This window comes from Paenibacillus sp. TCA20 (assembly GCF_000732325.1).
Lineage (GTDB): Bacteria > Bacillota > Bacilli > Paenibacillales > Paenibacillaceae > Paenibacillus > Paenibacillus urinalis.
Genome location: NZ_BBIW01000017.1, coordinates 37,448 through 50,240, shown reverse-complemented (window position 1 = coordinate 50,240; position 12,793 = coordinate 37,448). Strand labels below are relative to the sequence as shown.

The following is a 12,793-nucleotide window of genomic DNA, read 5'->3' as shown; positions in this document are numbered from 1 at the left end:
CCTGACTTATTACTAGAATTTATTATAAGACAATAAGCTCTTGAAAGTACATAAATGGACTCTAAATATATGTTGCAGACCTCAGCCGCATCATATATAATCAGTAACAACTTAAATTTGTCCTGTTGAAGGAGATTGAAATTCATGAAATTATCTCGCTTACAACCATATTATCATTTTAATCTGCGTTAGCACACCTGTTACGTTATTCACAGGTGGGCTAACGCATTTCGCGTTCGGCCCCCCTGCGGCATAGATGAAACGCGCAGGACCAATGGGGTCCGGCGCGTTTTTTATTTTTGCCAAATGAAGGGAGACGGTGAAACAGATGCAATCGATGAAATGGAATGAATTAACCCATCCAAGAAATGAACGACAAACGACTATAAATGAGGAAATGGAAAAATTCGGATTCAAGGAGCGCTCCTGCTCACTCACTATATCGAAACAAGCGGGATATGAAGCAGAAGCACAGCTGCTTGTCGCAGCTCTCAATTTGTTTGATCACTTAGGTATACCTGTTCAGCTGGAGTGGAATACCGAGTGGCTTCGTAGAGCTGGAATCTCTGCTGAAGAAGCTGAAATGACCTTCGAGAAAACAGGAATCGCCCATCTTCTTCTAACGGATTCAGAGATAGAGGTACAGAGCAGAGATGAAGAAATAGTAATCTACACTATCTTTAACGATCAAGGTGAGAGCTTGCTTGCCCGGTCTGTGTACGTTTCAAAAGCTTCGGATTCCGCGGTGAAATTAAATATTGACCTTCAAGCTATAGAGAAGTTGAGAGTGGAACAGGTAGTGACGAATTGTACGAAGCAGGCTGAGCTGATCTCGCTGCTTGCTGCGCCTGAGTCGAGTACTGCTGCATCCAGAGCGGCGGCTGAGCTTGAGGGGGCAGGTATTACAGTCAGAACAATATACTCGAACGAGATATTAAATGAGCTCACACCGAGATATGCAATCCGAATCGAATCAGACCCATTAAATGAAGCTGAGACTGAGACAGGACTTATGCCAATTACGCTAATCGATCATGTACAGCGTACGGAGACCAAACTGGTGCTGGACCAGGGCATTCATGTGCTGACTCAGCTGTTGTTGTAGAGCTCGATAGGAGTACATTTGAAATCACCATCAAAAAACGTTATTCTTAATGTCAGTATTTTGCAATTCATTCCAATATTAAAAATGGGTTAAAAAGAGGAAGCTGAATATGGACATGAAGAAGGGCTTAAGTATTCATAAGCATTCACCGAATTTGGAAGAGTATAGTGATCCAATCATGTATGACATGGAAAATGACGAATTTGATGGTGATTTTGCATTGATTGAGAAATGGGCATCTTTAATGGGAGGCACTCTTATTGATCTGGCCTGTGGCACAGGACGTACGGCTATTCCTCTCGCTGATAAAGGTTATTCCGTTATTGGTGTGGATGTACACGAAGGGATGCTGGAGAGAGCGAAGCTCAAAGCAGAGGAAGAGCACACGGATATCCGGTTTGAACTGCAGAATTGTGAAGAGCTGGAACTGGATATGAAGAGCTCGATGATTTATATGGTGGGCAATGCCTTTCAGCATTTTCTGACGAACGAAGCACAGGATAAGCTGCTGCGGTCTGTAGCTGCTCATTTGAAGTCAGGCGGTGTATTCCTATTCAATACCCGGTTTCCGAGTGCGGAAGAGCTGCTGCAGCCTGCTGAGGAAGAGTACTGGAGAACCTATGTAACGGATGACGGAAAACAAGTGGATGTATTTACGACTAGTCATTACGATGCACTGACTCAAGTACAGAATTATATTATTGTTCGAAAAACGAAACAGGATGATCTAACGATTGAGAACGAGCTTAGAACGACGATCCAGCTGCGATATACGTATCCGATGGAAATGGAGCGGCTGCTCGCCCGACACGGATTTCGAGTGATTGAGCTCTATGGTGACTGGGAAGAGAACCCGCCTGTGGACAGCAAACCGGAACTAATCTATGTATGTCAGAAGGAAAAGGAACTAGATACGTATGGATCTGGTTTACATTCGGCATTCTAAGTGCTATTATTATAAAAATTAATGGATGAATAAACGCGATGAAGAGAAGAGTAAATGAACAGAATTCCTCATCAGAGAGCTCCGGAAGCTGAGAAGGAGCAGGAAGTCTGCCGTTGAATCAAGCCTCTGAGCAGCGCATCGGAACCTGGGATTTAAGGCGATGGTGTGACAGGAGCTCCTGTTATAGAGCTAGAGTATAAGTATATTGCCAGGGCATTATGCCGTACTTGAAGAGGTGGATACAGTGATGTATTCATGAAGCAGGGGTGGCAGCACGGTTGATCAAATCTCGTCCCCAAGACAGATGTCTTGGAGGCGGGATTTTTTTGTTTTATTCACCTGTTGATGAAGTTACGAAATGGTTTCAATCCGGAGGAGGCAATGTACAATGAAAGAAGCAGAGCACAAAAAGGAAGCTACAAGTGATTTTTTAACCAGTCTGATTCAGCAAGATGTGGAGGACGGGGTCTATAACAGATCAATCAATACGCGGTTTCCTCCAGAGCCAAATGGGTACCTGCATATTGGAAGCGCATATGCGATTCATGTCAATTCGTCGATTGCGAAGCATTTTGACGGTGTATTTAATCTTCGTTTTGACGATACGAACCCGCTCAAGGAAGATCTGAAATATGTTCAAGCGATAGAGGAGGATCTCCGCTGGCTTGGTCTCTCACCTAAGGCGTATTATGGCTCGGATTATTCTGAGCGAATCTATGAGGCAGCGGTTACTTTGATCAGTAAAGGAAAGGCATATGTATGTGATCTAAATCCAGAACAACTAACAGAACACAGGGGCACACTTACAGAGCCCGGCAAGAATAGTCCGTATCGGGAGCGCTCAGTAGAAGAGAACAAAAATTTGTTTGAGCAAATGAGGAAAGGGGAATTTGAGAGTGGAGCCAAGGTGCTGCGTGCGAAGATAGATATGTCCTCACCCAATATCACACTTAGAGATCCAGTATTATATCGGATCATTCATGCTCCGCATTACCGTACAGGGACGGCATGGTGTATTTACCCAACGTATGATTTTGCCCATCCGATACAAGATGCCATCGAAGGGATTACCCATTCGCTGTGCTCGGCAGAGTTCAAGGAGCATCGCCCGTTGTATGAGTGGGTGCTGGAGGAGCTGGAAATACCGGAGCCTCCAAAGCAAAGAGAATTCGGACGATTGAATCTTACGGGTCAAGTGACGAGCAAACGGTATTTGAGAGAGCTGGTTGAAGGTGGATTCGTTGATGGCTGGGATGATCCAAGGCTTCCAACTCTGATGGCTTATCGCAGAAGAGGTGTGTCTCCGGGGAGTATTTTTCGGTTTATGACCGAGGTGGGCATGCTTCGTCAGAACAGCACTGTAGAATCGGCTATGCTGGATCATTTTATTCGTCAGGATCTGAAGGGCAGAGCGATCAGTGTCATGGCTGTGCTAGATCCCCTGAAAGTGGTCATCACGAATTATCCTGAAGGGGAGGTAGAGATGCTTCCAATCAAAAACAATGAAACGAATGAGCAATTAGGTGAGCGGGAGGTTCCATTTTCACGAGAAGTGTTTATTGAGAGAGAAGATTTTATGGAGCATCCGATGAAAGGATATTTTAGATTATCTCCCGGACAAGAAGTTCGTTTAAAAGGAGCATATTATATTCGATGTGAGTCTGTCATAAAGGATATGGACACCGGGGAAATGATAGAGCTTCATTGTACGTATGACCCAGAGACCAAGAGCGGAACCGGCTATAATGGCAGAAAAGTAAAATCGACCATACACTGGGTATCTGCATCCCATGCGGAGAAGGCACAAGTCCGATTGTTCGACCATTTGCTTAAAGAGGACGCGGTTATTGCTGAATCTGATAATCATTGGGAAGAGCTGGTTAATCCTCACTCGATGGCAGTTATGAATGCATGGATTGAACCGATGATCAATTCGGCAGCTCAAGATGAGACGTATCAATTTATACGGCACGGCTATTTCAGTGTAGATCCCAAATCTCCTGAATCAGCGGGCATCGTTTTTAATCGAATTGTTGCTTTGAAGGATGGTTGGAAGAAAAATCGGGAGTGATCTTGGTCTGGCTGTTCAGTTATATAAGATTCATGATAAAGTCCTTCCCGGCCTTCATTTGTGCGGAGAGGGACTTTAAATATCTCGATCATCAGTAGTCTGCACGTATGATGAGCATGAAGATGTAGCAACCTATGTAATGAGGCCTCGAGTGATACCCAGCCATAATTCAAGCATTTTGAACGGCCTATCATTGACACAGCTATTCGAATCCGTTAATATACATGCATGCACATGCATCATAGTCATCGAATTCAGCTGGTAAAGCTTCTAACTTAAATCCTATATATTCAAAGGAGAGATACGTTAAATGATCGATATGTTCAGCGAGTATAAACTTAAAGGGCTTGAGCTTAAGAACAGAATTGTCCTGCCTCCGATGTGTCAATATTCAGTTACCAAAAAAGATGGCGTAGTGAATGATTGGCATCACACACACTATGTCAGTCGAGCTATTGGCGGAACCGGACTGATCATCATTGAGATGACCGATGTAGAGCCCGACGGAAGAATTAGTGACTATGACCTCGGTCTGTGGTCAGATGAACAGGTAGCGCCATTGGCTCGTATTGTAGAGGATGCACACAAATACGGAGCAAAGGTAGGTATTCAGATCGCCCATGCGGGTCGTAAAGCAGAGGATGCAGAGGTGCCGGTTGCTCCTTCACCTATTGCTTTTGACGAACAATCCAAGACCCCGCGTGAGCTTTCTACTGAGGAAGTGAAGGGGATGGTGGAGAAATTCAGACTTGCTGTTCGCCGTGCCGTACAGGCAGGTGTGGATGTTATCGAGCTTCACGGTGCACACGGCTACCTGATCCATCAATTCCATTCCCCGCTCACGAACAGAAGAACGGATGAATATGGTCAGGATCTGACGAAATTCGGTGTGGAGATTATCCGTGCGGTGAAGAGTGAAATGCCGGAGGATATGCCGCTCATCATGCGGATCTCCGCTAAAGAATATGTGAAGGGCGGATATGGCATTAAGGAGAGTCTTGAATTCAGCAAGGCCTACAAAGAAGCAGGCGTTGACATGTTCCATGTAAGCTCTGGAGGAGAAGGTCCTATTGGTGCGGATGGACGACCAGGCACTCATACGGCTTATCAGGTGCCGCTTGCCAGAGCAATTAAGCAGGGCTTGAATGTTCCAGTCATTGCTGTTGGTAGACTGGATGAGCCGGCATTAGCCAATTCCGTGATCGGTAATGAGGATGCTGATCTGGTTGCTGTAGGCAGAGGGATGCTTAAGAATCCGTACTGGCCTTTAACTGCTGCCGAATCTCTGCGTAAACAAACAGATGTCCCAAGACAATACGCAGGCGGATTCCGGTTAGGCTAAACTCTCTCTCTGGCTTTTATCAGGATGAATCGAACTTCTGTAATCTGAAGTTGTTTGTTATAATAAGATGATAAGTAGTAGCATTATTGTTAGAGATTCATCTTATGAAGCCGAGGGGAATTACTTATGGACATGAATCAAGAGCATGACCTTATAACGAGCTGGTTATCACTGACTCACATCCAAATGAATATAGAGAGTCTGCTTGATCAGTCATTGCAGGCTAAACATGATCTGTCATTAAATGAATTTTATATGTTGTACTTCTTATCTCAAGCTCCGCAAAAAAGACTGAAGCTGCAGCAGCTGGAGTCGATGGTAGGACTTAGCCAGAGCGCCATGTCTAGATTTGTGGCCCGCTTTGAGGCCAAAGGATGCGGTGCCCTGAGAAGATCAGCATGTGAGGAAGACCGGAGAAGTGTGTACACTTCACTTACAGATATCGGCCAGGAGAAAGTGAACCGAGCGTTTCATACCTTTAATGAAGTACTAATCAAGGCCTTACCGGATACGGATCTAAAAGGGTTGCTCGAATCTCTACTTCGTGTTAAGCAGGATCGTTAATAATGATGCAGTAACGAGATGCAAGCCTGGAAGGCAGTTTGCCTTCCAGGCTTGTTTTTTTGTGGCAGAAGGCAACATATACATCAACCAAGCGTTAAAATAAAGGACATGCTTATAGAAGAAGTGGGATCCAATCTCGCCGTAATAGATTCCTGATATATAATGAAATGTGCCCGGACTACTAGGGAAAATGTACTGAATGATGAACTGCTGACATAGGATATGTTAACGATTCTTGTCAGGAGGTAGTGAGAAATGGCTCAGTTCATCGATTCAAGAACTTCTCAAAATGCGAGCACATCCAACTCGATTGCTATACCGATTCTAGTCATCGGGACGCCCCAGCTGTTTGGACAGATTGGCTTACAGACAGCAGGTGTCGGCACGAACCCGCGTGTGGTATTCAGTGGAACCATTGGATTACAGCTCCCACTCGCGCTTGCTGGGGTTACAATAACGGTGGTCAGAGGAACTCTATCAACCGATCCTGTCGTATATTCAGCCACATCAACCTTTGATTTAAGCTTGCTTGCTCCGCAAATTATTAATTTCACGGCTACGGATTTTAACCCGCCAATTGAGCCGCAGCTTACGTATTCTGCCTTTGTGGCTGCCAACTTGCTTGGGACGATTCGGGTAGGTCCGGAAACGTTCAATGGGCAGCTGTACTCGGATTAATAAACAACAGAAGTAGGACAGTGCATTTCAGAACAGATGGATTAGATGTACTGTAATAAACAAAAACCGGCTTGGAATGTCCTATTCCTAAGCCGGTTTTTGTGTCTGGAAGTCAGCCTTCCATCGTCTTCACATAGTATTCCCGATCTCGGGGACCGTCAAATTCACAGAAGTAAATACCTTGCCAGCGGCCTAGAACCAATCTGCCATTCTGAACAATGACCGTCTGCGAGGTTCCCGTCGTTATTGCCTTCAAGTGAGAAGCCGTGTTTCCTTCGGCATGCAAGTACTTGGGATGATTCCATGGGTATACTTCATCAAGTCGGAGCAGCACATCGTGCTTGACATCGGGGTCAGCATTTTCATTAATGGTAATTCCTGCGGTAGTATGAGGACTATAAATAATTGCAATCCCGTCAGTGATACCACTCTTCGCAACAGCGGCTTTCACTTCCTCCGTAACATCCCGCATTTCATCTCTGTTGAATGTTTTCAGCGTCAATTTTTGCAGCATGTAATCCCTCCAGCAATCATTAATCTATACTTACATATTGTACCCTTGTCTCGTATGAGCGCAACAATTCCATACTACCTTTTTAATGATTTATAAATTGATTCAATCGCTTAGAAAAATAGTCTTAAGACGGCCATGCATATAACGCCCACAATGACCGTCGCAGACAAGCTCTTGGTCCATACCGCAACTACAAGCGTTGGAACAAGAGCAATGACGGTGCTCCAATCGATTGTAATCTGATCATTAGTCTCTGTTATCATGCTCTCAACAACGAGGGCAGACAAAATACAGATTGGAATATACGAGAGCCACTTCAGTACAACATCTGGCATACGGACACTTCGAACAAAAATGAAAGGTATGATCCGCGGAAGCAGTGTAACAAGTGCACATCCCACGAACAGCCAAATCATCGTCATGCTAGTATTCATCGCTCAGTCACCACCCAATCGTTGCTACAAGGATGGTGGAGAGTAATACGGCCACATGGGACGGTACGAGATAAGAGAGCACGATCATGCATATGACCATATATAGAACGAGGGATAGGCGATGCTTCAGCTTGGATCTCTCGGTACTATGGAGCTGAAGGACAAGCAGAGCGGCAAACATGGCAACAAGAGCGAAGTCGAGTCCTAGAGCTTCCGGATTTGCGATCCATTGTCCTGATATTCCCCCGAGGGTACACGCTGCAATCCAGCATAAATAAGCCGTCAGATTAAGTCCATTCATCCACTTTCCTGATAGAGAGCCCTGTTCTGCAATACGATTTGCTGCTACCCCGAACGTTTCGTCGGTAAGGAGTGCACCGAAGCCGATATTTTTGGAGATCGAATATCTCGTCAGATAGGGAGCGATCGTCAGGCTAAGCAGAAAATGTCTTAGATTTACAATGAAAGTAGTTAAAATAATGGCTGAAGCCGGCGTGTTCACAACGAGCAGTGCACAAATAATGAACTGAGCAGAACCGGCATAGACAAGAATGGACATAAGAGCAATCTCGAATATACTAAGCCCCGATGATACGCCTACAATTCCGAAGGCAAAGCCAATACTCATATAACCCAGCAGGGTGGGAACACAATCTTTGACGCCTTGCAGAAATGAATTCTGATCTTTAGGCATGGGGATATTGCTTCTAGCTTGAATGCTCATTTCTCCAAATCCTCCGTTTGATTCCCTGCCCATTTGCCCGTTACAACATGATACAGATCCTTGTGTCCTCTCCATAATGCTTCTGCCTTATCGGAACCGACTTCCTTAACAAGCTCGGAGAACATAATATCGTGGCGTATGTATTCCATGGCAACCAGGACGAGAGCAGGATCTTCTGTCTTGATAGCCCACGCGGTTGACCCCGGTGAGAAATTAGCGATCAGCACTTCCTTATTATCTCTGGCAATAATCGTTAGTCTGCCGCCCATGCGTTCTTCTGCCACCTGAGGAGACATGTAATTATGATGAGTTGTAAACCCGAGCTTCATCTGATCGGGACCAAATACGATGGCGTAAATAGGGAGCTTCTGCTCCTGCCTGATCATTGCTTCATCCTGTATATATAAAAATTCGTTCTCCCATATGGAGAACCACAGTTCTTCTTCAGCCTGCTTGATCATCGAGTTCATCTCGGCAATGACATGTGCATCACTGTGAATACGATGGATGACATCTACCTCTCGTTCTCCTTCCAGAGCGGTGAGCTTCGTTTCGAGATACCGAAAGGATTGCTCAAATTCACTGCGAGTCCGATGGATGAGTTCTCTCGCTGGCAGCGGAGCATAGGTTACTGGATCACTGGGTACCGTGTGAACAGCTCCTTTATCCAGCAGCTTTCCAAGCACTTCATAAATCATTGATCTCGGTACACCGGTACGTTTACTGATTTCGTAGCCTGTAATAGGTGAATGCTTTAATAGACCGATATATGCCTTGCATTCATAGGCGGAGTAGCCCAATTTTTGAAGGGATCGATAGATTTCTTCGTCCATAAGGTCAGTTGTCTCCTTTGATGTGATAGTAGTTAGTGTACCAATCACTATAGGTAAGGTATGGAGTATTGTCAATATATTTTCAGGTTCTTCTCTGCTGCACTTGAAATGGGTTTGAAGTGACTCTGTTGTAGAGTCTATAATAAAAGGAAACAAAAACATTACATACCGAGGAAGCGAAAGGGGACGTTATGAACAACGAGCCGATATGGACGAAGGATCAAATTACCTCTGCTGAACAGCTGAGAGAGAACATAGATCAGCCACATGAAGCGATTGTGAAGAAGTCGATCAGTGTAATTGATGAGACCATTCGGGATTATGTGTCCAAATCCTCGATCTTTTTTCTGGCTACCTCCAGCTTGGAGCGCAAGACAGACGTCTCCCCGCGTGGAGACGAGCCAGGCTTTGTGAAGATATTGGACGAGAAGCATCTGGCCTTCCCAGATCGCCCGGGTAATCGCAGAGCGGATTCGCTGCAAAACATCATTGAGAATCCACAGGTTGGCATGATTGTCGTCATTCCTGGCTCCAACGATGTCCTTCGAATTAACGGACGAGCGGTCATTACGAGAAATGAGGAGTTTATTGCATCTCAAGGCTGGGACGGCAAAACGACGGGGCTTGCCGTTGTTGTTGAGGTTGAAGAATGCTTCGTGCATTGTCCGCGGGCTTTTAAGCAGGCAGGTCTCTGGAGCCAGGATCAATGGATTCCCAAGGAAGAGCACCCGAATACGAGCGAGATGTTCAAGGCACATCTGGCGATCAATGGCTGGAAATAAGGGAGCGGAAAAAGCTATAATGGAGTAGACTGTCGCTCACATAAAATTGAGATACAGATAAAGGAGTGGAGCTGCATGCAGGATCTAAGAGGTAAAACTGCGCTCATTACGGGAGCCGGAAGAGGAATTGGCCGAACAACCGCCATTTATTTTGCCAAGGAAGGTATTCATGTTGGACTGATTGGAAGAAGTATTGAGAACCTTGAGAAGGTAGCTGCTGAGCTGACTGAATATGGAGTTCGAGTATCACTAGCAAGCGCCGATGTGGCTGATCTTGCATCTGTGAATCAAGCGGTGGAACACATTACGAATGAACTGGGACCCATTGATATTCTGATCAACAACGCCGGTATCGGCAAATTTGGCGGGTTCCTTGCGCTTGAGCCAGAAGAGTGGGAGCAAATTATTAAAGTGAACGTCCTGGGTGTTTATTATGTAACCAGAGCGGTATTACCGCAAATGATTGAGCGCAACAGTGGTGACATCATCAATATATCCTCTACCGCAGGACAGAAGGGCTCTCCAGTATCCAGCGCTTACAGTGCATCGAAGGCGGCAGTACTGGCGATGACAGAATCTCTGATGCTCGAAGCAAGAAAACACAATATTCGTGTGAGCGCCCTTACTCCGAGCACAGTTGCAACCGATATGGCGGTAGAACTGAACCTGACAGATGGCAACCCGGAGAAAGTAATGCAGCCAGAAGATCTTGCTGAGTATATGCTGGCACAGCTGAAGCTGAATTCACGCATCTTCATTAAATCAGCCGGCATGTGGTCAACTAACCCATAAGGTTGGTATAGAGCAGCTGTGTATTAATCACATATTAACGATAAGAGAAACCATTCGCAATCAATTGCGGATGGTTTTTTTATGATGAAAAAAATAATTCCTAAGCTCCCTACGACGGAGTACAATATATGGATAGGTAACTCTCTGACCGAAGGAGGGGCTGAGTGATCATGCTGTATGAGCAATATCTAACACTAAATCAGAAGCTTCATAACAAGGGAGCAGGCGATATCCCGATTGAGGTTACGGTTGAGCGAATCGCTGAGATTCTGTTCTGTACAACGAGAAATGCGAAATTGGTTATACGAAAAATGACTGAACAAGGCTGGATCAGCTTCGTATCAGGCAGAGGCAGGGGAAATCGTTCAAGGCTTACATTCCTTGTGGATCGGGAAGAAATACTGCTCATGATGGCTAAAGATCTTGCGGAGAGAGGACAATTTAAACCCGCCTTCGAGCTGCTCCATGCTCATGGTGAAGGGAATTCAATAGATCAGTTTTCTGTTTGGCTGGACGGGTATTTTGGACTTGAAAAAGAACACAAAACGGGCAGCGAAACCAAGGATGTACTAAGAATCCCGATCTATCGGCCCATCCATACCATGGACCCTGCCGATTGCTTCTGCAGCCTGTCCGCACATATGATACAACAGCTCTTTGACCGGCTTGTGATCTATGATATCAATACAAAGCGGTTTATTCCGGCACTGGCGCACCACTGGGAATCCAATGAAGATGCTACAGAGTGGACGTTCCATCTTAGAAAGGGTGTCTTGTTTCATAATGGAGCAAAGTTAACCTCTGAAGATGTCCGCTTTACGATGGAGCGGCTTGCCTCAGATCGAAGAAACAGCTGGATTCTCCGGTCTCTGAAGCAGATCGAGGCGCCTTCATCGCATACCATTCGCTTCGTATTTTATCGTCCGAACTGGATTTTTCTCCGATTTGTGACAGCGGTATCCATGTCGATTCTGCCAAAGGACTATGCAGGACTCTCTGAAGAAAAGTATTGGGAGCATCCGGTTGGAACAGGACCGTTTCAATTTGCAGAATGGACGGAATGCTGCTTCACGATGAACGCTTATCCTTATTACTATCAAGGTCGGCCATACTTGGACAGCGTCATCGTGGCTACGTTGCCGGAGGAGGCGGGATTGATCGGAGGCTCGTCCAGAAAATGGAGCTGTCTGAACCGTGTGACTGCTGAGAATGAGATGGACACTAGTGCTGCTGAGGATACTTCAAATTCGCAGGACACGAAGTCGTTTGATCATATTGCTTCCGAGCATTACTGTACCGGACTTCTTACCTGGAATATGACAAAAGAGGGGAGTCAGCAGAACGCTAAGTTTCGTCAAGCGGTTAACCTGTATTTGGATAGAGTAAGAATGATAGAGGATTTAGGAGAACATCGCTCCCATCCGGCACACTCCTTTCTTGCGGACAACCGCTATGCAAGGCAAGCTCATGTTGTGGATGAACTGCATGCCAGACAGTTATTGAAGGAATCGGGTTACGACGGATCAACGGTCGTCATTGGCAGCTATGGACTGCATTTGCGTGACGCAGAATGGGTTCAATCCAGACTTGCTGATCTAAATATTAAGGTGATTGTCGTTGCCAGGGATATGACGAATATTCTTGCTGATCATTTAGTAGAAGAACTGGACTGTATCATTCATTCCGTCGTGTTTCCGGGTGAAGAGGTGTGCCTGATTGAGAATTATGAGCAGCACGGCAGCTATGTAAAAGAATTACTGGACCCCGGTATTACGGAATGGGTACATGAGCGAATCGATCATGCGCTGGCTTGCAGATGGGCCGATGAACGAATGGCCATACTCGAAGAGATTGAGGAATATTTGAGAAGAGAAGCTCAAGTTCTGTTTCTTAATCATTCCAGCTTCCAAATCCAATCCGATGCTTCCTTTAAAGGCGTAGCTATTAATTCACTCGGATGGATTGATTTTAAAGAAATATGGAAATCTTAACCAATAAAAAGAGCAGG

At 45.4% G+C, this 12,793-nt stretch carries 13 protein-coding genes and 1 other annotated feature; of the genes, 9 read left to right on the top strand and 4 right to left on the bottom strand.

Translation table 11 applies throughout. From position 1 onward, the window contains the following. Positions 1-328 precede the first annotated feature (328 nt). The 6 genes from TCA2_RS23375 (at position 329) to TCA2_RS23350 (ending at position 6,706) form a co-directional block, all read left to right on the top strand. Positions 329-1,105, top strand: coding sequence for a hypothetical protein (locus TCA2_RS23375; RefSeq protein WP_047914014.1), 777 nt, complete (start codon positions 329-331; stop codon positions 1,103-1,105). Positions 1,106-1,214: 109 nt separating this feature from the next. Then, on the top strand, positions 1,215-2,051 hold the full coding sequence (locus TCA2_RS23370) for a class I SAM-dependent methyltransferase (RefSeq protein ID WP_238546500.1): 837 nt from the start codon (positions 1,215-1,217) through the stop codon (positions 2,049-2,051). A 29-nt stretch (positions 2,052-2,080) separates the two neighbouring features. After that, positions 2,081-2,351, top strand: a binding site (T-box leader). An 88-nt stretch (positions 2,352-2,439) separates the two neighbouring features. Beyond that, positions 2,440-4,122: a glutamine--tRNA ligase/YqeY domain fusion protein gene (locus tag TCA2_RS23365; RefSeq protein WP_047914013.1), complete on the top strand. Its 1,683-nt coding sequence runs from the start codon at positions 2,440-2,442 to the stop codon at positions 4,120-4,122. A gap of 310 nt (positions 4,123-4,432) precedes the next feature. Continuing rightward, on the top strand, positions 4,433-5,464 hold the full coding sequence (locus tag TCA2_RS23360) for an NADH:flavin oxidoreductase/NADH oxidase (protein WP_047914012.1): 1,032 nt from the start codon (positions 4,433-4,435) through the stop codon (positions 5,462-5,464). 126 nt (positions 5,465-5,590) lie between these two features. Beyond that, on the top strand, positions 5,591-6,028 hold the full coding sequence (locus TCA2_RS23355) for a MarR family winged helix-turn-helix transcriptional regulator (protein WP_047914011.1): 438 nt from the start codon (positions 5,591-5,593) through the stop codon (positions 6,026-6,028). Between the two features lie 255 nt (positions 6,029-6,283). After that, a complete protein-coding gene (locus TCA2_RS23350; protein ID WP_047914010.1) occupies positions 6,284-6,706 on the top strand; it encodes a hypothetical protein in 423 nt (140 codons plus the stop codon). Between the two features lie 112 nt (positions 6,707-6,818). On the opposite strand, the gene TCA2_RS23345 is transcribed toward TCA2_RS23350, so the two are convergent. From TCA2_RS23345 to TCA2_RS23330, 4 genes are all read right to left on the bottom strand, one after another. After that, positions 6,819-7,220, bottom strand: a complete 402-nt coding sequence (locus tag TCA2_RS23345; protein ID WP_047914009.1) for a secondary thiamine-phosphate synthase enzyme YjbQ — start codon at positions 7,218-7,220, stop codon at positions 6,819-6,821. A gap of 110 nt (positions 7,221-7,330) precedes the next feature. Continuing rightward, positions 7,331-7,654 (bottom strand): AzlD domain-containing protein, encoded by a 324-nt coding sequence (locus TCA2_RS23340; RefSeq protein ID WP_047914008.1) that lies wholly within the window; start codon positions 7,652-7,654, stop codon positions 7,331-7,333. A 7-nt stretch (positions 7,655-7,661) separates the two neighbouring features. Further along, positions 7,662-8,378: an AzlC family ABC transporter permease gene (locus TCA2_RS23335; protein WP_047914007.1), complete on the bottom strand. Its 717-nt coding sequence runs from the start codon at positions 8,376-8,378 to the stop codon at positions 7,662-7,664. Further along, positions 8,375-9,211 carry a TrmB family transcriptional regulator gene (locus TCA2_RS23330; RefSeq protein WP_047914006.1) on the bottom strand — a complete coding sequence of 279 codons (837 nt, stop codon included), beginning with the start codon at positions 9,209-9,211 and terminating at the stop codon, positions 8,375-8,377. Before TCA2_RS23330 ends, TCA2_RS23335 begins: the two co-directional genes overlap by 4 nt. 191 nt (positions 9,212-9,402) lie before the next feature. Between TCA2_RS23330 and TCA2_RS23325 the strand changes: the two genes are divergently transcribed. The 3 genes from TCA2_RS23325 to TCA2_RS23315 all read left to right on the top strand — a co-directional run bounded on the left by TCA2_RS23325 (position 9,403) and on the right by TCA2_RS23315 (position 12,776). Beyond that, positions 9,403-9,993: an MSMEG_1061 family FMN-dependent PPOX-type flavoprotein gene (locus TCA2_RS23325; protein ID WP_047914005.1), complete on the top strand. Its 591-nt coding sequence runs from the start codon at positions 9,403-9,405 to the stop codon at positions 9,991-9,993. 75 nt (positions 9,994-10,068) lie between these two features. Continuing rightward, positions 10,069-10,785, top strand: a complete 717-nt coding sequence (locus TCA2_RS23320) for a 3-ketoacyl-ACP reductase (protein ID WP_047914004.1) — start codon at positions 10,069-10,071, stop codon at positions 10,783-10,785. A 170-nt stretch (positions 10,786-10,955) separates the two neighbouring features. Further along, positions 10,956-12,776: an ABC transporter substrate-binding protein gene (locus TCA2_RS23315; RefSeq protein WP_047914003.1), complete on the top strand. Its 1,821-nt coding sequence runs from the start codon at positions 10,956-10,958 to the stop codon at positions 12,774-12,776. Positions 12,777-12,793: the final 17 nt, after the last annotated feature.